The following is a 20,244-nucleotide window of genomic DNA, read 5'->3' on the forward strand; positions in this document are numbered from 1 at the left end:
GGGGCCTTCAGCGGTAGCGCCGGGGCACCGGGGTCGGCGTCTCGGCCGGGACCGGCTCGGTGACCAGGTGGCGGTGCGGCGAGAGCCGGCAGGCCGGGTCGGTCACCGCCGGATCGCCGGTGAACTGGTAGGCCTGGCAGCGGCAGCCGCCGTGGTCCAACTCGCGCAGGGCGCAGCTGCGGCACGGCTCCGGCATCCAGTCGGTGCCCCGGAACCGGTTGAACGCGGGCGAGTCGTGCCAGCTCGCCGCGAGTCCGTCGGTGACCGCGTTGGGGACCGTCAGGCCGGGCAGCTGCGCGGCGGCGAGGCAGGGCAGGACGTCGCCGTTGGGGGCGACCGCCAGCTGCTCGCGTCCCCAGCCGTTCATGCAGGGCTTGACGGTGCCGCCGTGCAGGTCGGCGGGGACGTACCCGATCTCGACCCGCTCACCGTGGCGCTCCCGGGCGGCGGCGACGTCCCGTTCGGCCTGCCGGACCTGCTCCTCGTCGGGGGCGAGGTGGGCGCGGTTGCGCCAGGCCCAGCCGTAGTACTGGACGTGGGCGAGCTCGACCCGGTCGGCGCCCAGTTCGACCGCCTGGTCGGCGAGGGCGCCGAGCCGGGCCAGGTTGCCGCGGTGCAGCACGGCGTTGACGGTCAGCGGCAGGCCGGCGGAGGTGAACTGCCGGGCCGCGGCGAGCTTGCGGTCGTGGGCGGCGATCCCCGCGATGGCGTCGGCGCTGCGCGGCTCGGCGTCCTGGAGCGAGAGCTGCACGTGGTCGAGGCCCGCCGCGGCGAGTTCCTCGGCGCGCCCGGGGGCGAGCGGGACGCCGCTGGTGATCAGGTTGGTGTAGAGGCCCAACTCCGCAGCGTGAGCGATGAGTTGCGTCAGGTCGCGGCGCAGCAGCGGTTCGCCGCCGGTCAGGTGCAGCTGGAGCACGCCGAGCCCGCGGGCCTGCTCGAGGACCCGCAGCCACTGCCCGGTGTCCAACTCCGCGCGGTAGCGGGAGAGTTCGACCGGGTTGGCGCAGTAGGCGCACTGGAGCGGGCAGCGGTAGGTGAGTTCGGCGATCAGTCCGAGCGGGGCGGGTGCGCGGACCGCGCCGCCGGGAGGTGCGGCGGCCGTCGCGGGCCGGACGGGGGCGCCGGTGCCGTCCAGGGTGAGCAGCCGGCGCTCGACGAGTTCGGCGAGCAGGGCGTCGACCTGGGCGCCGTCCACCCCGTCGTACTCCTCGGCGAGCCGGGCGGCGAGCGATCGCGCGTCGCGGCGCCCGTCGCAGTGCCGCAGGACGGCGGCGGCGGTGTCGTTGAGCAGCAGCACGCCCTCGGGGTGGAGCAGCGCGGACCGGCCGCGCGCCGGGTCGTGCACCAGCCGGACGCCCGCGCGCAGTCCGGGGACGGGATCGGCCGGGGCGGTGGGGACGGCCGGGGCGGTGCTCATCGGTCGGCTCCGTAGTCGACGGCGTCCAGCATGGCCCGTAGCACCTCGCACTTGAAGGCCAGCGCGTCCACGGCGGCCTGCTGCTGGGCCTCGGTGACGCAGTGGTCCAGGACGAGTTCCAGGGTGCGGGCGCTGTCCTGGCGGGCGACCGGGATGCGGTGCTCGAAGTAGGCGTAGCCGGCCGGGTCGATCCAGCGGTAGTGCTCGCGCCAGGCGGTGACGCGGTCGGCCATGTGGTCGGGCGAGAACATCTCGGTGAGCGCCGCCGCCGCTCCCTCGGTCCAGGGCCGGGTCTGGCAGAAGTGCAGGTAGCCGTCGACGGCGAAACGCACCCCGCGGGCGACGTGCCGCTCGTCGAGGACCTCTGTGCGGTCCAGGCCGACCGCCTCGGCGAGCACCAGCCAGTCGGCGAGGCCGCCCTCGGCTCCGGGCCCGTCCTGGGCGGGGCCGTCGTGATGGAGCCCGTCCTGGTAGGCAAGCCGGCCGGCCCAGGCCCGACGGACCTCCGGGAGCGGGCAGTTGGCGATGATCGCGGCGTTCTTGCGGGTCAGGCAGAGCTGGTAGTACCAGCGGTTGGCGACCCAGCGCCGCAGCTCCGGTGGTGTGCAGCCACCGGAGTGCAGGCGCAGGTGGAACGGGTGGGTGTCCCAGTACCGTCCGCGCAGGTCGTACAGCCTGGCCGCGAACTGCTCGCGGCTCAGCGGTCGCGCCACTGCGGGGCCCGGCCGGCGTAGGCGGTGACCTCGGCGCCGGTGCGGTGGCACTCCACCGCGGGTGCGGACCAGGCGGGCCTGGTGCCCACCGGCCGGGCCGTGGGTGCGGCGGTGGCTCTCGGCGGCGGTGTCGGGGTACGAGCGGCATCCATGGCTGCCTCCTCGGTTCGGGGATCCGGTTCGGGGATCCGGTTCCGGGTCCGATTCGGGGTCCGATTCGGGGTCCGAATCGGGGCCGGAGAGGGCACACGCCCTCTGCGGGGACGCTACGAGCCCGCACGGGTGGGCGCCGGTCGAGAACCGCGCGGAGGCGGTGTCGGACGCCCACGAACGGGGGTCCGCGGTGCGCTGCCGGGCCCGCTCCCGCCCGGTCGGAGCCGGGCTTCGGGGGGACCGGCACGCGGTTCACCCGGTCGAGTGACGCCAGAGCGCGCCACGGGCGGAAGGCGCCGACCGTGGCCGGGCCGGAATCGCCCTCGGCGGACCGCGCGGGCCGTCCCGGCGGAGCCACACCTGCACGTGGCGGAGGTGGAGCGGGGTCACGGGTTCACCCGGGCGCAGGGCCCGCGGGGCCCATCGGCGGGCTGACGGCGGTCATGGTGCCGGGGGTGACAGCTGTCATGCCCGATCGGTGACGGAGCGACCTGCCGCCCGGGGGCCGGGATTGGCGAAGCTGACGGTGCATCAATCGAACGCACACCCAGGGGAGAGAGCACCATGACGAAGCGGATCCTGGCCCTGGCCATCGGCGTGGCTGTCCTCGCCGGACGGGCTGTGGCCCCGGTGGCGGAGGCCGCGGCACCCGGCCCGGCGATGGCGACGGTCACCGTCGACGGGCGGGTCACCAACACCGTCCCGGCCGACGCGATCGGGGTCAACACCCCGTTCTGGAGCGCCCAGTTCACCCGTAGCGACACCCCGAGGCGGATCCGCGAGGCGGGCATCGGCACTCTGTCGTTCAACGCCGGCGGAGCGGGCGACCTCTACCACTTCGACCACGGCGGCTGGCTCAGCCCGGACCCGTACGGCCCGTACAACGGCCCGGGCGGCTACGGCTACCAGAACCTGACCCCGCGGTTCTCCTTCGACCGCTTCGCCCGGACGGCGCGGGCCGCGGGCGCCGGGATGCTGGTGCACGTCAACTACGGGACCGGGCCGGGCGACACCGCCGACCACCCGAGCACCGACGCCGACCCCAAGCCCGGGGATCCGCAGGAGGCCGCCGACTGGGTGCGCTACGCGAACGTGACCCGGGGCTACGGCGTCCGGGACTGGGTGATCGGCGAGGAGGTCTACCTCAACGGCTGGAACAAGCCCGCCGGGCCGACCCCGCCCGGGCCGGGCCACGACCTCGAGGTCCGCGAGCCGGACGCGCACGCGGACCGGAGCCCGGCGGCGTACGCGCGCAACAGCATCGAGTACGCGAAGGCCATGAAGGCCGTCGACCCGGGCATCCGCGTCGGCATCGAACTGTTCCCGTACGACCCGCAGCGGCTCGGTGCGCCCGGGCCCGACGCCCGCGCCAAGGAGTGGGACGAGGCGGTGCTCGGCACCCCCGGACTGGCCGCGGCGGTCGACTTCGTCGACGTGCACTGGTACCACGCGCACTTCGCCGGGGTCACCACGGAGGCAGAGCTGCTCGCCGACACCTCGGCCACCGCCCGCGCCATGGCCACCGTGCGCACGGCCCTCGACCGCGCCTCGGGACCGGACCACCGGATCGACGTCATCGCGGGCGAGACCAACCTCGACAACGTGGGCAACCCGCACCAGCGCACCACCGCGGGCGCGCTCTACCTGCTGGACAGCAACCTGTCGCTGCTGGAGAACGGCGTCTCCCAGGTCGACTGGTGGGCCCTCTACAACGGCCCGGGGCTGTTCGGGAAGGACGGCAAGGACTGGGGGGACCTCGGGCTGCTGTCCTCCGGCGAGTGCCCGGCCGACTGGTCCGGCGCCGATCCGTGCGAGCCCCCGGCCGGGACGCCGTTCGCGCCGTTCCACACCATGAAGCTGCTGACCACCGCGCTCCGGGGCGGCGGGGACACCCTGGCCGCCACCACGGACAACCCCGCGCTCGGCGTGCACGCCGTCCGGCGGGCCGACGGGACGCTGGCCGTGGTCCTGGTCAACAAGGACCCGGAGCACGCCCAGCCGTTCCGCCTCGACCTGCCCGGCGACTACCGGGTGCGGCGCACCCTCGCCTGGCACGACGGCGACGACGCGCCGACGGTCCGGCACGGCTCGGCGCCGAGCACGCTCGCGCCGTACTCGGCCGCGGTCATCCTGCTCGACCCGCGCGACTGACGATCACGAGAGGAAACAGCACATGAAGGTGTTGGTCGCCGGGGCCGGGATCGGTGGGCTCTGCCTGGCCCAGGGGCTGGTCCGGGCGGGGATCGACGTCCGGGTCTTCGAGCGGGAGCCCGGTCCGGACAGCCGCTATCAGGGCTTCCGGATCGGGCTGGACGAACCGGGGTTGGCTGCTCTGCGGGAGTGCCTGCCGCACCGGCTGCACGGCCTGCTGGAGGCCGTGACCGGCCCGCTCGCGGGCGAGCGGCGGGTGGTGGACCAGCAACTGAACGAGGTCCGCCGGCTCGGCGCGGCGTCCGGGGGCACGGCCGCCGACCGGCACGTGCTGCGGCAGCTGCTGCTCGCCGGGCTGGGCGACCGGGTGGAGTTCGGCCGGGCCGTGGCCGGGTACCAACAGCGGGCGGACGGCCGGGTCGAGGCCCGGCTCACGGACGGTGGCAGCGCGGTCGGTGACCTCCTGGTGGGGGCGGACGGCGTGGGCTCGGCGGTGCGGCGGCAGCTGCTGCCCGGGGCCGAGGTCACCGCTCTCCCCGGCAACGCGCTGCTCGGGCGCACCCCGCTGACCGAGCCTCTCTCGGGCCTGGTACCGGGCGCGGGCACGCTGGTGCGCGGCGCGGACCTGAGCCTGCTGATCGGCCGGATGGAGTTCCGGCGGCCACCGCGGCTCGCGGCGGCCGAGCTGGCGCCGGAGGTGGAACTGCCGGACGCGCACAGCTACTTGCGCTGGGTGGCGATGCTCCCCGAGCCGCTCTCGCCCGAGCCCGGCGCCTGGGCGGAGGTGCGCGACCGGCTGCTCGAGCTGTTCGACGGCTGGCACCCCGATCTGGTCGAGCTCGTCCGGCGGTCCGACGTCGGCAACAGCTCGCCGTTGACGATCCGCTACGCCGAGCCCGTACCCCACTGGGGCACCGGGCCGGTCACCCTGCTCGGCGACGCGATCCACGCCATGCCGCCGAGCGCCGGCCAGGGCGCCAACACGGCGTTCCGCGACGCCGCGCTGCTCTGCCGCTCGCTCACGGCCGTCCACCGCGGCGAGGCCGAACTGGCCGCCGCCGTCGAGGAGTACGAGCTGCGGATGCTCGAGCGCGGCTTCGCGGCGGTCGCCGAGGGCCTGGCCCGGCTCGCGGAGTTCACACCGGCGCGCTGAAACGCCTCAGCCCGCGGCGCAGCCCCGGCGCGCGCTGAAGCGCCTCAGCACGCGCTCCAGCACACGGCGCAGTCTCCGGCCTGGGCAGGGCAGCGGGCAGCCCGGGCGCCGCGACCGACACCGGGCCAGCGGCGGCCGGGCGGTGGTGGACCGGCCGCCGGACGGCGCGCGAAGGACGGCGGCAGCTGCCGAGCCCGACGGCCTCCGCCCAGCCGGTCCTCGCCCGGTCAGTCCTCGCCGAGGACGGCGTAGGTCTCCGCATCGCCCTGCTCCCTGCTCTCGTCGTCCGGTGCGCCCGACGGGCGGGAGCATGCCGGTCCGCCGACATCGGACCGGGCCGGCGGGCGGACGGCCTCGGCCGGACCGCCTTCGCACCGTCCATGGTGGTCACCTCCGGTGATCGGGCGCCCTGCCGGGCGCCGGGGGGACCCCACCGACTGCCCGGCGCCGCAAGCCGCGAACGGCGGACGTCCACCGGACGGATGGCGTCGAGGTTTCGCCGCGCCCGGCCCGGTTAGCCGCTCGACGGAGGAACCCGAGGAGCCCATCGAGGAACCGAGGCTGCCATGACCACCGCGTTCGGCTACTTCCTGTCCTGCGAGGAGTTCACCCCCACCCAGCTGGTCGAGCAGGCCGAGCTCGCCGAGCGGGCCGGCTTCACCCGGCTGGCGATCTCCGACCACTACCACCCGTGGAACGACGCCCAGGGCAGCAGCCCGTTCGTCTGGGGCGTGATCGGCGCGCTCTCCCGGGTCACCCGGCTGCCGGTGACCACCCTCGTCACCTGCCCGACCGTGCGGCTCCACCCCGCGGTAACGGCCCAGGCGGCGGCCACCGCGGACGTGCAGCTGCCCGGCGGCCTGCGGCTGGGCGTGGGCACCGGCGAGGCGCTCAACGAGCACGTCCTGGGCGACCGCTGGCCGCCGTTCGACGTCCGGGCGGAGATGCTCGAGGAGGCCGTCGCGGTGATGCGCGAGCTGTTCACCGGCAGCCTCGTCTCGCACCGCGGCACCCACTACACCGTCGAGAACGCCCGGCTCTACACCCCGCCGAAGGACGGCCGGCTGCCCGTCTACGTCTCGGCGTTCGGCCCCAAGGCGGCCGAATCGGCGGCGGAGTACGCGGACGGGCTGGTCACCATGAGCCCCGACACCGAGCTGATCGGGCGCTACCGCGCGGCGGGCGGCACCGGGCCGGTGATCGGCGGGCTGAAGGTGTGCTGGTCACCGGACCGCGAGCGCGCGGTCAAGACCGTCCACCGGCTCTGGCCGAGCGAGCTGCTGCCCGGCGAACTCGCCCAGGTCCTGCCCACCCCACGGCACTTCGAGCAGGCCACCGAACTGGTCACGGAGGAGATGACCGCCCGGTCGGTCACCTGCGGCGACAACCCGCAGGAGCACGCCGACCGGCTGCGCGGCTACGTCGGCGCGGGCTTCGACGAGGTGTACGTCGGCCAGATCGGCCCGGAGCAGGCCGGGTTCTTCGACTTCTACCGCGAGCAGATCCTGCCCCGGGTGGCTTAGGACTCGGGAGCACACCCCATGACGGCCTTCCCGCCCCGCAGCCTGCGCGAGTACGCCCTGCTCGCCGACGGCGAACGCGGCGCGCTGGTCGGCCCGTCCGGCGAGATCGCCTGGCTCTGCGCGCCCCGGTGGGACTCCGACCCGGTGTTCGCCGCACTGATCGGCGGCACCGGCGAGTACGCGGTGACCCCGGTCGGCCGGTTCGTCCCCGGCGGCTACTACGAGGGCCGCGGGCTGGTCCGGCACGGCCGGTGGATCACCGAGCAGGGCGTGATCGTGTGCCGGGAGGCCCTCGCGCTGCCCGCCGATCCGCACCGGCTGGTGCTGCTGCGCCGCGTCCACGCCGACTACGGCCCGGCCCGCCTGCGGCTGCGACTGGCGGCCGGCAGCGGCTTCGACACGGCCCGCACCCGCGCTCCGCGCCGGACGACGGACGGCTGGTCGATCCGCGCCGGGCGGCTGCGGCTGCGCTGGACGGGCGCCCAGGCGGCCCGGCCCCACCCGGACGGGAGCCTCGTGGCGGACGTCGCCCTCGACCCGGGCGAACGGCTGGACCTCGTCCTGGAGGTGTCCGACCGGGGCCTGGACGCGCCGCCGCCGGACCCCGACCGGTGCTGGCGGGCCACCGAACGCGCCTGGCGAGCCGCCGTACCGGACCTCCGGCACACCTACGACGGACGCGACGCCGCCTTCTCCTACGCCGTGCTGCGCGGCCTCACCTCCCCCGCCACCGGCGGGATGGTGGCCGCGGCGACCACCAGCCTGCCCGAACGGGCCGAGGAGGGCCGCAACTACGACTACCGCTACGTGTGGATCCGTGACCAGTGCCTGGCCGGGCAGGCCGTCGCCGCCTGCGGGCCCGACCCGCTCCTGGACGACGCCGTACGGTTCACCACCGCGCGGCTCGCGGAGGACGGGCCGCGGATCGCCCCCGCCTACACCGCGGCCGGCGGGCGAGTACCCGACCAGCACACCGTCGACCTGCCCGGGTACCCGGGCGGCCACGACCAGGTCGGCAACCGGATCACCCGGCAGTTCCAACTGGACGCGTTCGGCGAGGCCCTGCTGCTGTTCGCGGCCGCCGCCCGGCACGACCGCCTGGGCCCGGAGGCCCACGGCGCGGCCCGGACCGCGGCCGCCGCGATCGCCGCCCGGTGGCGTGAACCGGACGCCGGCATCTGGGAGTTGGGCCCCCGGCAGTGGACCCACAGCCGGCTAATCTGCGCCGCCGGGCTGCACGCGATCACCCGGCCCCGGGTCGCCGGAGCGGCCGGCCTGACGGACGGGCTCGCGGCCGAGTGGAGCGCGCTGGCCGACCGGCTGTCCGCCCGCGCCGCCCGTCTCGCGCTGCACCCCTCGGGCCGCTGGCAGCGCTCCCCCGACGACCCGGCACCCGACCTGGCCCTGCTGCTGCCGCCGGTGCGCGGCTGGCCGCCCGCCGACGACCCGCGCACCGTCGCCACCCTGCGGGCCTGCCGCGAACAGCTCACCGACGGGCACTACGCCTACCGCTTCCGGCACGACGAGCGCCCGCTGGCCGAGGCCGAGGGCGCGTTCGTGCTGTGCGGCTTCCTGATGGCCCTCGCCGAGCGCCAGCAGGGCGACGCCGTCGAGGCGGCCCGCTGGTTCGAGACCACCCGCGGGCTCTGCGGCTCGGCCGGACTGTTCTCCGAGGAGTACGACATCGCCCAGCGCCAGCAGCGCGGCAACCTGCCGCAGGCCTTCGTGCACGCCATGCTGCTGGAGTGCGCGGCCCGGCTGGCCGAGCCGCCGGTCAGCTGACCTGCGGGTGCAGCCGGTAGACGGCGAAGGCGCGGCCGATGACGGGCTGGGCGACGTTGCGCACCCGCACCCCGCAGGCGGTCAGGCCGCGCTCGGTGCCCAGGTGCGCGTGGCCGTGCACGGCCAGGTCGGCGCCGGCTCCGTCGATCGCCTCGGCGAGCAGGTAGCTGCCCAGGAACGGGTGGATCTCCGGCGGCTCCCCGGCCAGGGTGTCCGGGACGGGGGCGAAGTGGGTCAGGGCGATCCGCAGGTCGCAGCCCTCGGCGGCCAGCTGGTCGAGGGCGGTGCGCAGGCCGTCGGCGCACTCGCGGCTGTGCCGGACGAAGGCCTTCATCTCGGGCTCGCCGAACTCGCCGGCACTGCGGCCGGCGAAGCCACCGCCGAAGCCCTTGGTGCCGGCCACCCCGACCAGCAGGCCGTCCACCCGGACGGCGGTCGAGCTGCGTTCCAGCACCTGGACGCCGTACGCGGCCAGGATCCGGGTGACCTCCCCCGGTCGGTCGGCGTCGTAGTCGTGGTTGCCGAGGACCGCGATCACCGGCACGGGCAGCCCGCCGACCTCCTCCCCCACCACCGCGGCCTCCTCGACGGTGCCGTGCCGGGTGAGGTCCCCGGCCAGCAGCAGCACGTCCGCCAGCTCCCCCAGGGTGGCGAAGGCGGGCCGCAGCAGACCCCGGCTGTCGGGGCCGAGATGGATGTCCCCGACCGCGGCCACCCGGATCACGGCAGGTCCTCCGCTCCGCTCGGCGGCCGGCCGTCGGCCAGCGCGATGTCGGTGTGCACCGTCAGTCCGTCCAGCACCTCGGCCACGATGCGCTCGACTGCGGCGCGGCGCTGCTCGTTCGGTACGGTGCCGCGCACCGTGACGTGGGTGCCGTGCAGTTCGATCCGCAGGCCGAGCTCGCCGACCTCGTCGTCGGCGAGGCGGTCGCGCAGGTGGGCCAGCCGGTACTCGGTGTCGTCGGCGTCGGTCATCGGGCGGCCTCCTCGGGTTCGATCACCTGGAGCCGCTCCAGGAGGTACAGGAACGCGGCCGCCATCGGCTGCTGCCCGCGCTCCGCCCGCACCCGCCGCCAGTCGATCTTCTCCCGCAGCGGCCGCACCACCGAGAGCGCCGCCCCGAAGTCGCAGTGGTGCTCGGAGAAGGCGGCCAGCAGGCCGCTGACCAGGTCGGTGGCGGACAGCACCGGCATCTGCACGGAGTCCACCGGCAGCACCTCGGCGCGGTCCAGCAGGTCCGAGGTGACCGGCCGTTTGGCCAGCTCCAGGATCAGGTCGATGTCCTGGCCCAGGCAGCGGGCCTTGATCAGCCAGTCCTCGGGCGGCAGGAACACCTGGAGCCCGGCCTCGCGCAGGGTGTGGGTGATGGCCTCGGCGTCCTCGCGGCGGATGCAGAAGTCGGCGTCGTGCTGGAGCCGCACATCGGCGCCGTGGGCGTAGGCGGCGACCCCGCCGGCCAGCGCGAACGGGTGGTCCTTGGCCTTGAGCAGCGAGCCGATCCGCTTCGTCGCCTCCAGGATCGCCTGCGCCCGGTCGGGCGGCAGGCTGCCTCCGGCGTCGTCGGGCGGCCAGCCGCCCGGCTCGGGCCGCGCCGAGCGGGACGCATCGGGGTGTTCGGCGCGTCGGTCCATCGCGGCCTCCTCCGCGGGGTCCGTTCGGACGCCCCCACGGGTACCCCGCCCACGCGAGTTCACTCCGGCGGATGGGGGTCCGGACGCGCTGGAGCAGATCCGGCGGAGGCTGGAACGGACGGGCAGAGGGGTCCGGCCGGGCTCGACGCCGCAGGCCCCGGCCAGGCCGGCGGACGGACGGTGCCGTGGACCTCGATCAGCCGCAGTTCGGTGGTCATGGCCCCGAAGCCTCCGCCCGGTGTGCCTCCACCGCCCGGCGGACCTCGGAGACGGCACGCGGCACCGCGTCGGTGACGGCCGGGCTCAGGCCCTCGCCGATCGAGAAGTCCGCACCCTCGACCGCGACGATCAGCAGCTCGCGCGGCAGTCTGCCCAACGCGGCGGCCAGCGCGACACCGTGGCCGAGGCCCAGGCCGTGCGTGCCCGCCGGCGACTCCTCGTCCACGAGCGGGTCGGCGAGCAGGTGGTCGGCATCGACGGTGACCGAGTGGATCCGGCCCGGTTCGCCCGGGTGGCCGTGCACCGCGTCGACCACGATGGCGAGGCCGGCGTCCTCCCAGAGTTCCATCAGCCGGGTGGGCTCGCCGTCGCAGAGCGTGAGCCGGTCGACGGCGAGGTCCTCGGCGGCGAGCTGCGCCAGGACGGACACGGCGGCGCCGTCGTCGTGGCGGTACTCGTTGCCGACTCCGATGACGACGATGCGCTCGTTGCCCATGCCCGTCACCTCCGGTCCATGGTGAGCGTGAGGAAGTGCGCCGCGCAGGAGATGCACGGGTCGTAGTTGCGGATCGCCTGCTCGCACCGGCGGGTCAACTCGGCGTCGTCGAGGTGCAGTCGGGGCTGGATGAAGGCCCGCAGGTCGACCTCGATCGCGTTCTGGTTCTGCGCGGTCGGCGGGACGATCACGGCCTTCCGGACGATTCCGGCCTCGTCCAGGTCGTACCGGTGGTAGAGCAGCCCGCGCGGGGCCTCGGTGACGCCGAAGCCAGTGGCCGCCCGGGGCGGGACGGGGACGGCCGGGGTGGGCGGCGGCTGGTACCGCTCGATGATCCGCTGCGCCTCGGTGACGGCCCACAGCACCTCGGCCGCGCGGACCACGATGCTGCGGAAGGGGTTGTCGCAGCGCGGGCCGAGCCCGACCTGGGCGGCCAGGGCACGGATCTCGGCGGGCAGGCGTTCGCTGCCTAGGTTCCAGCGGGCGAGCGGCCCGGCGAGGTGGGGGCGGCCGTCGAGCGTCGCGTGCAGGGCGGTGGAGTGCGGCACCTGGTGCTCCCGGACGTGCTGCTCGAAGTCCCGTACGGGGAAGGGACCGGCGAGGGCGCCGGTCGGGACGCCGGAGTCGATGGCGTAGCCGTCGGGTTCGGTGAGGGCGAGCAGTTCGTGACTGATCGCCAGGTCGGGGAACTCGAACCCGGCGACCCAGCCGAGCGTGTCCTCGGCGTCCGTCCGCGCCTGGCGCAATACCATGGCCAGGTGGTCGAGTTCGGCGCGCGTGGGCAGTCGGTGGAAGCCGCCGAGGCGGACGTTCACCGGGTGGATGACCCGCCCGCCGAGGACCTCGACGATCTCGTTGCCGGCCTTCTTCAGCCGCAGCCCGCGCTGGAGGATGGCGGCGTCGGAGCGGGCCAGCGCCAGCGCGTCCGGCAGCCGCAGGAAGTCGGGCGCGTGCAGCAGGTAGATGTGCAGGGTATGGCTCTCGATCCACTCCCCGCAGTACAACAGGCGTCGTAGCTGGGCGAGTTGGCCGTCCACCACCACCCCGCAGGCATCCTCCACCGCATGGCAGGCGCTCATCTGGTACGCCACCGGGCAGATCCCGCAGATGCGGGAGGTGAGGTCGGGCGGCTCGGTGTACCGGCGGCCGCGCAGCAGCGCCTCGAAGTAGCGCGGGGGCTCGTAGATCCGCAACCTGACGTCCTCGACCTCGCCGCCGCGGACGGAGACGTGCAGTGCGCCCTCGCCTTCGACGCGGGCCAACGCGCCGACGGTGAGCAGCCGTTGAGTGCGGTGGGTCATTCGTCGTCCTCCGTGGGCTGTCGGGCCGCGTCCGCGAAGGCGGGGGCCTCGGCGTTGAAGGTGCGGTAGAGGCGGGCGGCGTCCGCGTCCGCCACCCCGTCGCGGCGCAGCAACGGCAACAGGGCACGGGTGTTGGGCCCTCCCTGACCGTTGAAACTGCCCATCGGTCCGAAGCAGCCGTAGCAGCCACGCCCGTACGCCGGGCAGATGGCGCCGCAGCCGGCCTGGGTGACCGGGCCCAGGCACGGGGTGCCGTGGGCGACGGTGACGCAGGTGGTGCCGCGCAGCTTGCACTCGAAGCAGACGCTGTGGGCGGGGATGTCGGGTTTGCGGTCAGCGAGGTAGGCGGTGATGACCTCCAGGAGCTGCCGCTTGTCGATCGGGCGGCCGCGCAGTTCCAGGTCGACCTCCACGTGGGCGGAGATCGGGGTGGAGTGGTCGAGGCTGTCGATGTACTCGGGCCGGGCGTAGACGTAGCGCGGACCGTCGGACCGGACGGTCTCGGTGAGCGCCAAGTCGTAGACCGAGCCGTCCGGCAGCCCGGGGCCGGTGCCCATGGACACGCAGAAGCAGACACCGCCGGGCTCGGTGCACTCGACCACGACCAGGAACGCGCCGGCCCGCCTCGGACCGTGCACGGGATCGGCGTACGCGCCGCCGGCCAGCACCCTGTCCTGGACGGCGATCGCGCGCGGATCGCAGGGCCGCACACCGAGGAAGGCGAAGCGGGGCGGCTCGTCGTCGTCCTCACGGACGGTGACGGTGCCGTCCTCGGCCCGGTCGGCCTGCCAGAGCCGGGCGCGGGGCGGATGCAGGAAGGTCTTCCAGGACTGCGGCCCGGCGGAGTGCGCGAAGGCCGCCCGGTCCTCGCGCCGGCGCAGCCGGTAGGTACCGGCCGCTGTCTCGACGCCCCAGCCGTACGGCAGGCCCGCCGCCGAGGCCAGCTCGGCGAGGACGATCGCACCGTCCCGGACCGTCGGCCCGATCACGGTGAATCCGCGCTGCCGCAAGGCTTCGACGAGCGCGGTGAGGCCTTCCTCATCCAGTTCCGCGGGCGCTTCGGTCGTGTCCATCGGTCCGTCCTCGGTCTCCCCGCCGGTTCCGCCGCGGGTGTCTCTCCCCCCGGCGGGCGGTTCCGTACTCCCACTGTCCGCCGGTCCCGGCGATCGCGCATGGGGCCGGACGGCCCGAAGCCGGTGGGCGACCGGACCATGGGCCGGACGGGTGGGCCGGGGCCTTGGGGTCCATCGGCGGGGCGGTAGGGTCCATCGGCGGGCCGAACGTCCCTGCCGCCGGTCCCCCGGTGGACGTCTGCTGGACAGCAGGGGCCCGGTTCACCGCGCCGGCCCCTGGAACGCCACAACCTGCCCCCCCAGGAGGCCGTCATGGCCAGTGACCTGCTCAGAAGATTCCCCTTCGGCTACCGGTGGCCGTCCCTTCCGGACCTCTTCGAGGACTTCCCCGTCGACCTCCGGACGTCGGCCACCGAGCACATGATCCGCATCGAGGAGTCCGAGGCCGATGGCATCTACCAGCTCAAGGCCGAACTCCCCGGTGTCGACCCCGACAAGGACATCACGATCAGCGTCGACGACGGCGTCCTGACGGTCCAGGCCCAGCGCTCCGAGGAGAAGAAGGAGAAGCAGCGCTCCGAGTTCCGCTACGGCTCGTTCACCCGCAGCGTCCGGCTGCCCGCCGGCGTCCGCGAGGAGGACGTCACCGCCGCGTACGACCAGGGCGTCCTGACCGTCCGCGCGCCGATCGGCGAGGCCAAGAAGCCCGCCCGCACGATCGAGATCACCCGAGGCGGTTGATCGCCTGCCTTCCGACCCGGGCACCCCCCGGGCCCGACGAACCCTGGAGGTTCCGAGACATGACCACGAAGACCGCGGAACCGATGCGCACCAAGCGGTGGACCCTCCGCCTCGACCTCTTCGAGGAAGGGGACACCACGAAGGTCCACGCCGTCCTCGACACCGGCACCACCACCCTGGACACGCGAACCACCTCCCGCCGCAACCCGCACGACCCACCGGTTCCGGAGATCGGCGACGAGTTCGCCGTCGCGCGCGCCCTGATCGACCTCGGCCACCGACTCCTCCGCGCCGGCCTCTCGGACTCCGCCGCGAACGACCGCGCCGAAGCCGGCTGAGCGCGCCGCTGCAGCCCGCCGTGAACTGACGCCCGATCACACCCCGTCTCGCCTCGGGTCACGGGCCGTCAGCGCCGGGCCAGCAGGCCCCGCACGTAGGCCGCCTGGCCGACGTGCTGGAGGTCGTCGGCGATCACACTGATCAGACGCACCCCCAGGGTGACCGGGGGCTGCCACGACTCGTCGACGATCCGGGCGAGGGAGCGGTTGTTCAGGCCGCGCACGTAGTCGACGGTCCCTGCGTGGACGGCCTCGTGGTAGCCCACCAGGAGGTCGGCGGTGGCGGTGACCTTGGCGACCTGCGCGGGTCGGTGCCCGTAGCCGGTGGACGACGCGGCGAACGGCAGGGCGAACCGGCCCGCCCAGCCGTCGGCGGTCCACACCTGTTCACGGCCGGCCGCGTCGGCGAGGTGGTCGTCCTGCACCCGGGTGAGGTGCCAGAGCAGCCAGGCGATCGAGTTGGCCGAATCCTGCACCCGGAAGGCCAGCTGCTCGGGGGTCAGGCCGTCGACCACCTCGGCGACCGTGTCACGGATCCGGTCGAACGCGTCCACGAGAAGATCGGTGCTGGTCACACCGGCCACTGTCGCCTCCCGGTCAGAGCACGCCCGATGGCGTGCGGTGGAACCTCTGGCGCGCGCCGCCGGGTCGCAGCACCCGGGCGACCTCCGACCCCCTGAAACCCCGGCCGCCGCTTCACAGCTGGACGGGCAGGTGGCGGGGGCCGCGGAGCATGGCGTTCTGCCGGTAGGGGGGTGGGTCCTGAACCAGGCTCGCCGTCCCGAGGTGGGGAAGCAGCGCTCGGAGCGCGGCGTAGGCCTCGACGCGGGCCAGGGCTCCGCCGAAGCAGAGGTGGATGCCACTGCCGAAGCCGAGGTGCTGGTTGTCCGGGCGGGCGGGATCGAACCGGTCGGGATCGCGGAACCGCTGCGGGTCGCGGTTGCCTGAGGCCAGGGCCAGCACGACGGAGGCGCCCCGGGGGACGGGGGTACCGGCGACGTCCAGGTCGGCGTGCGGGATGCGCTCGCGCATCTGGACCGGGGGCTCGTAGCGCAGCAGTTCCTCCACCGCCTGCGGCAACAGGTCCGGTTCGCGGCGCAGCCGGTCGAGCTGTTCGGGCTGGCGCAGCAGGGTGAGCGCTCCGTTGGTGATGAGGTTGACCGTGGTCTCGTGTCCGGCGATGAGGAGGAGTACGGCGGTTGCCGCGAGTTCCTCCTGGGTGAGCCGCAGGGCCGGGTCCGGCTCGTTGACGAAGTGGGAGAGCAGGTCGTCGCCCGGCTTGCCGCGCCGCTGCTCGGCCAGGTTCAACAGGTACCCGGCCATCTCCATCCGCGCCTGCTCGCCGGCCTCCTTCCTCTCGGTGGGGTCGTCTTCGGGCCTGACGTCGGCGGCTGCGACCAGGGAATCGGACCAGGCCCGGAACAGCGGCTCGTCCTCGCGCGGCACACCGAGCAGGCTGCAGATCACCGCGACGGGCAGCGGGTAGGCGAAGTCGTCGACGACGTCGATCTGCCGGCCGGCTTCGAAGGGTTCCAGCAGTTCCTTGGTAATCCGGTCGATCTCGCCGCGCATGCCGTCGACCCGGCCAGGGCTGTGCGGGGGCCCGAAGGGCCGCATGGCCAGGGTGCGCAGCCTGTGGTGCTCGGGGTCGTCGAGCCGCAGGAACGGCTGATTCCCGGTGTCGTCGCCACGGGTGCGCGGGTCGGCACTCAGCCGTGGGTCGTGGAGCAGCGCGGCGATCTGGTGGTAACCGCCGATCAGGTAGCTGCCGTCGGCCTGCTGCACCACGGGACCGGTCTCGCGGAGTTCCTCGTACAGCGGGTAGGGGTTGGGACGGCTGGCGTAGTCGGTGATCCGTGCGAGCAGGGTCGTGGAGTCCACGGTGGCTCCTTGTGGTGGGGCGGACGGGGGCTACACCACCGTCAGCCGGCGGTCGGGAAGGTAACCGGTGAGCGCGACGGTCGGGCCGTGGGACAGCACGGAAGGGTCCGGTACGGCGGAGGGGATCGTGACGTCGGCCGCGATCGCCCGGTCCTGCGCGCCGGGCGGGGGCGGGAACGGGGCGGCGGTCTCGATCAGGTGCCGGTAGTAGTCGAGCGACTTGGCCATGTCCACGGTGACGGCGGCGGTGACCCGGCCCTGGTAGCCGTAGACCATGGCGAGCCGGCGCGCCTCCAGGGAGCCCTGGGCGATGACCACGTGGTCGGAGTAGGTGGGTACGCCGACCGACTTGATGTTGAGTCCGAACTGGGTGGACCAGAACGTCGGGATGGACAGGTGCGGGCGCTGCAGCGGTCCGGGGTTGACCATGTTGTGGGCTGCCACCTCGGCCTGTTCGACCGCGTTGCCCCAGTGCTCCAGGGAGAGCATCTGGTAGCCGAAGAGCGGGTGGGGGAAACGGGAGACATCGCCGGCCACGAAGACGTCGTCGGTGACGATCCCGTACATGTTGAAGGCGCGGCATCCGGCGTCGCAGGCGATCCCGCGGGGGCCCGCCGCCAGCCCGGAATCCGCCAGCCATTCGACGTTGCGGATCGCCCCCAGGGCCACGACGCACACGTCGGCGTCGACGCGGCTGCCGTCGGACAGCTGCGCGCCGGTGAAGCTGCCGTCGCCGTTCAGGGCGGTGACCGTCACCCCGGTGCGCAGGTCCACACCGTGGTTGCGTTGCATGACGGCCGCGAGTTTCGCCAGGGTGCCGCCGAGGGCGCCCACCAGAGGGGCGGGGCCGCGTTCGGCGACGGTCACCTCGATCCCCAGCTCCCGGCAGGCCGAGGCGATCTCCGAGCCGGTGAAACCGGCGCCGATCACCAGCACCCGCTCCGGCCTCGCGGCCAGTCGCTCGGCCAGCCCCGCGCCGTCCTCGCGCGTGCGCAGGGTGAACACTCCGTCCAGGGCGCCTTCCCTCTGGTCGGGCCAGGGCCGCGCGCGGGTTCCGGTGGCGATCAGCACCCGGTCGTACGGCAGTGACTCGCCGTCGTCCAGCCGCACCCGTTTCTCCAGCAGGTCCACACCCGTGGCGCGTACGCCCAGCCGCCACTCGGCCTCTGGGTCCCGGCGCATCGGCAGCCCGGTGGTGTCCGCCGTCGCCTGGCCCAGCAGCACCTGCTTCGACAGCGGCGGCCGGTCGTAGGGCGCGTGGGGCTCGTCCCCCACCACGGTCACCGAGCCCGTGAAGCCCTCCTCGCGCAATGCCTCCGCGGCCCGTAGCCCGGCCAGCGACGCGCCGACGATGACGATACGGCCGCTCTTGAGGTCACCGGGCACCAGTGCTCACCTCCTCCCCGAGGAGGATCGCTTTCACCGGGCACGCCGCCGCGGCCTGGCGCACGCGCTCGGTTTGGTCCTCGGGGACGGCCGTGGCGTAGAGCAGTCCCTCCTCCCCGTGCAGCACGAACACCTCAGGGGCGAGGAACACGCACTGTGCATAGCCCTGACAGCGTGTGAGGTCGACAACGGTCCGCATCTCCACCACGTCCTCCGCTCTCGCACCCCCTCATCTCCAGCATGGGGGCAGATCCGGGCGCCTGCATGCCGCCGGTCCACCGCGGGAAGACGGGCGGAAGGCGGTGCGTGCCGTCCTTGGGCGAGCCGGAGCGCAGGCGCTTGAGCAGCGTCGCCGAGGAGATGACGCCTTCACAGACGGAGACGGCCACCCGCATCAGCTGCCGGAACCGGGGCCGGGGCGGGCCGCACGCGGGCGGACGGGGCTCAGGCCGGTGGGCCGGCCAGGAGGCTGCGGTCGAGGTCGGCCAGGAGCTCGGCGGTGTCGCGGTGGACCTCGGCGGCGCCCGCGCCGAGGAGTTCCCGGGTGTCGAAGCCGCCGGTCTCCACCGCGACGCAGGGCACCCGGGCTCGGCCGGCCGCGGTGACGTCCCAGACGGTGTCGCCGACGAAGACGGCGTGCTCGGGCTCGGCGCCCGCGCGGTCGAGGGCGGCGCGGACCAGGTCGGGGGCGGGTTTGGTGGCGGCCACGTCGTCGGCGGAGGTGGCCGCGGTGATCACCTCGTCGGCGTCGAGGGCGCGGCGCAGCACCGCGAGTTCGCGTTCGGAGGCGGAGCTGGCGAGGACGACCGGCCAGCTGCGGTCGGCGCAGGCGCGCAGCAGGTCGGCGGCGCGCGGCAACGGCTGGATCTGCGGCCAGAACCGGGCGTACAGGGCGGCGTGGGCCGCGGTGATGCCCTCGTCGTCACCGTGGTCGCGGTCGGTGCCGAGCAGGTGGTCGAGGAGTTGGTCGGCGCCCATGCCGATGGCCCGGTGGACCCGGGCGACGGGCAGGGTGTGCTCGTGCTGCCGCAGGGCCTCCCACCAGGCGAGGGCGTGGAAGTACGCGGTGTCGAGCAGGGTGCCGTCGACGTCGAAGAGCGCTGCCGGGGTGGTCGTCATGGTCGTCTTCCTTTCGCCGGAGCCGGTCCGGTCCGGTCCTGTCCGGTCAACCGGTGCGGTACTCGGCGGCCCGGGCGGGGGCCAGTCGCAGTCCGTGGCCGGGGGCGCCGTCGGCGCCGGGGGTGACGGTGCCGCCGGTGGGGTCGAGGGTGCCGTCGAAGAACAGTCGCTCGATCCGGACGTGGTCGTGGAACCACTCCAGGTGGCGGCAGTTGGGGACGGCGGCGGCGGCGTGGGCGTGCAGGTGGGGGGCGCAGTGGGCGGAGACGTCGAGGCCGTGGGCCTGGGCGAGGGCCGCGGTGCGCAGCCAGCCGGTGAGGCCGCCGCAGCGGGTGGCGTCGGCCTGGAGGCAGTCGACGGCGGGGATCATCCGGCCGAAGTAGGCGAGGTCGTAGCCGTACTCGCCGGCGGTGACGTCGGGGCTGACGGCGTCGCGGACGGACCGCAGGCCGGTGAGGTCGTCGGAGGAGACCGGTTCCTCGTACCAGCTGACGCCCTGGTCGGCGAGGGCGGCACCGATCCGGACGGCCTGTTTGCGCCGGTAGCCGCCGTTGGCGTCGGTGTAGAGGTCGACCCGGTCGCCGACGGTGGCGCGGGCGGCGCGGACCCGTTCGAGGTCGCGGTGTTCGCGGGTGCCCCAGGACTCGCCGATCTTGATCTTGACCCGGGGGATGCCCTGCTCCGCGGCCCAGTCGCGCAGTTGGCGTTCCTGCCGCTCGGCCGAGTAGGTGGTGAAGCCGCCGCTGCCGTACACCGGGACGGGCCGGGCGGCGCCGCCGAGCAGCCGGGCGAGGGGCAGGCCGAGCAGGTGGCCGCGCAGGTCCCACAGGGCGAGGTCGACGGCGGAGATGGCGCCGGCGACGAGTCCGGGGCGGCCGGTGTTGCGGACGGCCCGGTTCATGGCCTCATGGGCGCCGCTGGTGTCGTGCGGGTCGCGGCCGGTGACCAGCGGGGTGAGTTCGCCGGTGATGACGGCCGCGGTGGCGGGCGCGCCGTAGGTCCAGCCGAGGCCGGTGTGGGGGCCGCTGACGGCCTGGGCGAGGACCAGGGTGGTGTGGTCCCAGGCGAGGGTGCCGTCGGCCTCGGGGGCGTCGGTGGGGACGGTGTAGACGCTCACGGCGATGCGTTCGATCTCGTTCATGGCGGCACTCGGTTCATGACGGCGCC

At 74.4% G+C, this 20,244-nt stretch carries 21 protein-coding genes; 6 read left to right on the plus strand and 15 right to left on the minus strand.

The genetic code is table 11. The annotated features are described in order from the left end of the window. Positions 1–7: 7 nt before the first annotated feature. The 3 genes from pqqE to pqqA are packed head-to-tail and all read right to left on the minus strand — an operon-like array spanning position 8 to position 2,282. On the minus strand, positions 8–1,417 hold the full coding sequence (gene pqqE, locus O1G21_RS00600) for a pyrroloquinoline quinone biosynthesis protein PqqE (protein ID WP_270139766.1): 1,410 nt from the start codon (positions 1,415–1,417) through the stop codon (positions 8–10). Beyond that, positions 1,414–2,130 carry a pyrroloquinoline-quinone synthase PqqC gene (pqqC, locus tag O1G21_RS00605; protein ID WP_270139768.1) on the minus strand — a complete coding sequence of 239 codons (717 nt, stop codon included), beginning with the start codon at positions 2,128–2,130 and terminating at the stop codon, positions 1,414–1,416. The genes pqqE and pqqC overlap by 4 nt, the downstream gene beginning before the upstream one ends. Next, positions 2,115–2,282: a pyrroloquinoline quinone precursor peptide PqqA gene (gene pqqA / locus O1G21_RS00610; RefSeq protein ID WP_270139769.1), complete on the minus strand. Its 168-nt coding sequence runs from the start codon at positions 2,280–2,282 to the stop codon at positions 2,115–2,117. The genes pqqC and pqqA overlap by 16 nt, the downstream gene beginning before the upstream one ends. Before the next feature lie 565 nt (positions 2,283–2,847). Between pqqA and O1G21_RS00615 the strand changes: the two genes are divergently transcribed. The 4 genes from O1G21_RS00615 to O1G21_RS00630 all read left to right on the plus strand — a co-directional run bounded on the left by O1G21_RS00615 (position 2,848) and on the right by O1G21_RS00630 (position 8,892). Further along, the gene (locus O1G21_RS00615; protein ID WP_270139771.1) at positions 2,848–4,434 is read left to right on the plus strand and encodes a hypothetical protein; all 1,587 of its coding nucleotides are present in this window, start codon (positions 2,848–2,850) and stop codon (positions 4,432–4,434) included. Between the two features lie 22 nt (positions 4,435–4,456). After that, a complete protein-coding gene (locus O1G21_RS00620) occupies positions 4,457–5,587 on the plus strand; it encodes an FAD-dependent oxidoreductase (RefSeq protein WP_270139773.1) in 1,131 nt (376 codons plus the stop codon). A 566-nt stretch (positions 5,588–6,153) separates the two neighbouring features. After that, on the plus strand, positions 6,154–7,110 hold the full coding sequence (locus O1G21_RS00625) for a TIGR03557 family F420-dependent LLM class oxidoreductase (protein WP_270139775.1): 957 nt from the start codon (positions 6,154–6,156) through the stop codon (positions 7,108–7,110). 18 nt (positions 7,111–7,128) lie between these two features. After that, positions 7,129–8,892 carry a glycoside hydrolase family 15 protein gene (locus O1G21_RS00630; RefSeq protein ID WP_270139777.1) on the plus strand — a complete coding sequence of 588 codons (1,764 nt, stop codon included), beginning with the start codon at positions 7,129–7,131 and terminating at the stop codon, positions 8,890–8,892. Here the strand turns inward: O1G21_RS00630 and O1G21_RS00635 are convergent. The 6 genes from O1G21_RS00635 to O1G21_RS00660 all read right to left on the minus strand — a co-directional run bounded on the left by O1G21_RS00635 (position 8,885) and on the right by O1G21_RS00660 (position 13,612). Further along, complete coding sequence (locus O1G21_RS00635; RefSeq protein ID WP_270139779.1) at positions 8,885–9,616, minus strand: metallophosphoesterase family protein; 732 nt, start codon at positions 9,614–9,616, stop codon at positions 8,885–8,887. The genes O1G21_RS00630 and O1G21_RS00635 overlap by 8 nt on opposite strands. Next, positions 9,613–9,867: a BON domain-containing protein gene (locus O1G21_RS00640; protein WP_270139781.1), complete on the minus strand. Its 255-nt coding sequence runs from the start codon at positions 9,865–9,867 to the stop codon at positions 9,613–9,615. Before O1G21_RS00640 ends, O1G21_RS00635 begins: the two co-directional genes overlap by 4 nt. Further along, complete coding sequence (locus O1G21_RS00645) at positions 9,864–10,523, minus strand: nucleotidyltransferase family protein (RefSeq protein ID WP_270139783.1); 660 nt, start codon at positions 10,521–10,523, stop codon at positions 9,864–9,866. Before O1G21_RS00645 ends, O1G21_RS00640 begins: the two co-directional genes overlap by 4 nt. Before the next feature lie 214 nt (positions 10,524–10,737). Next, the gene (locus O1G21_RS00650) at positions 10,738–11,238 is read right to left on the minus strand and encodes a hydrogenase maturation protease (RefSeq protein WP_270139784.1); all 501 of its coding nucleotides are present in this window, start codon (positions 11,236–11,238) and stop codon (positions 10,738–10,740) included. 5 nt (positions 11,239–11,243) lie between these two features. Further along, a complete protein-coding gene (locus O1G21_RS00655) occupies positions 11,244–12,539 on the minus strand; it encodes a Ni/Fe hydrogenase subunit alpha (RefSeq protein ID WP_270139785.1) in 1,296 nt (431 codons plus the stop codon). Next, positions 12,536–13,612: a 4Fe-4S ferredoxin gene (locus tag O1G21_RS00660; RefSeq protein WP_270139786.1), complete on the minus strand. Its 1,077-nt coding sequence runs from the start codon at positions 13,610–13,612 to the stop codon at positions 12,536–12,538. The genes O1G21_RS00655 and O1G21_RS00660 overlap by 4 nt, the downstream gene beginning before the upstream one ends. A 312-nt stretch (positions 13,613–13,924) precedes the next feature. On the opposite strand from O1G21_RS00660, the gene O1G21_RS00665 reads away from it, so the two are divergent. Together O1G21_RS00665 and O1G21_RS00670 are read left to right on the plus strand one after the other, a co-directional pair. Continuing rightward, on the plus strand, positions 13,925–14,353 hold the full coding sequence (locus O1G21_RS00665; RefSeq protein WP_270139787.1) for an Hsp20/alpha crystallin family protein: 429 nt from the start codon (positions 13,925–13,927) through the stop codon (positions 14,351–14,353). Positions 14,354–14,412: 59 nt separating this feature from the next. After that, on the plus strand, positions 14,413–14,691 hold the full coding sequence (locus O1G21_RS00670; RefSeq protein ID WP_270139789.1) for a dsRBD fold-containing protein: 279 nt from the start codon (positions 14,413–14,415) through the stop codon (positions 14,689–14,691). Between the two features lie 68 nt (positions 14,692–14,759). On the opposite strand, the gene O1G21_RS00675 is transcribed toward O1G21_RS00670, so the two are convergent. The 6 genes from O1G21_RS00675 to O1G21_RS00700 form a co-directional block, all read right to left on the minus strand. Then, a complete protein-coding gene (locus tag O1G21_RS00675) occupies positions 14,760–15,266 on the minus strand; it encodes a mycothiol transferase (protein ID WP_270139791.1) in 507 nt (168 codons plus the stop codon). 121 nt (positions 15,267–15,387) lie between these two features. Then, positions 15,388–16,572 (minus strand): cytochrome P450, encoded by a 1,185-nt coding sequence (locus O1G21_RS00680; RefSeq protein ID WP_270139793.1) that lies wholly within the window; start codon positions 16,570–16,572, stop codon positions 15,388–15,390. Positions 16,573–16,602: 30 nt separating this feature from the next. Then, positions 16,603–17,958 carry an NAD(P)/FAD-dependent oxidoreductase gene (locus O1G21_RS00685; RefSeq protein ID WP_270139794.1) on the minus strand — a complete coding sequence of 452 codons (1,356 nt, stop codon included), beginning with the start codon at positions 17,956–17,958 and terminating at the stop codon, positions 16,603–16,605. Continuing rightward, positions 17,948–18,157, minus strand: coding sequence for a ferredoxin (locus tag O1G21_RS00690; protein ID WP_270150732.1), 210 nt, complete (start codon positions 18,155–18,157; stop codon positions 17,948–17,950). The genes O1G21_RS00685 and O1G21_RS00690 overlap by 11 nt, the downstream gene beginning before the upstream one ends. Positions 18,158–18,402: 245 nt before the next feature. Further along, on the minus strand, positions 18,403–19,077 hold the full coding sequence (locus O1G21_RS00695; RefSeq protein WP_270139796.1) for an HAD family hydrolase: 675 nt from the start codon (positions 19,075–19,077) through the stop codon (positions 18,403–18,405). A gap of 46 nt (positions 19,078–19,123) precedes the next feature. After that, on the minus strand, positions 19,124–20,218 hold the full coding sequence (locus O1G21_RS00700; protein ID WP_270139797.1) for an enolase C-terminal domain-like protein: 1,095 nt from the start codon (positions 20,216–20,218) through the stop codon (positions 19,124–19,126). Positions 20,219–20,244 lie beyond the last annotated feature (26 nt).

The sequence above is a fragment of the Kitasatospora cathayae genome, assembly GCF_027627435.1.
Classification (GTDB): Bacteria; Actinomycetota; Actinomycetes; order Streptomycetales; family Streptomycetaceae; genus Kitasatospora; species Kitasatospora cathayae.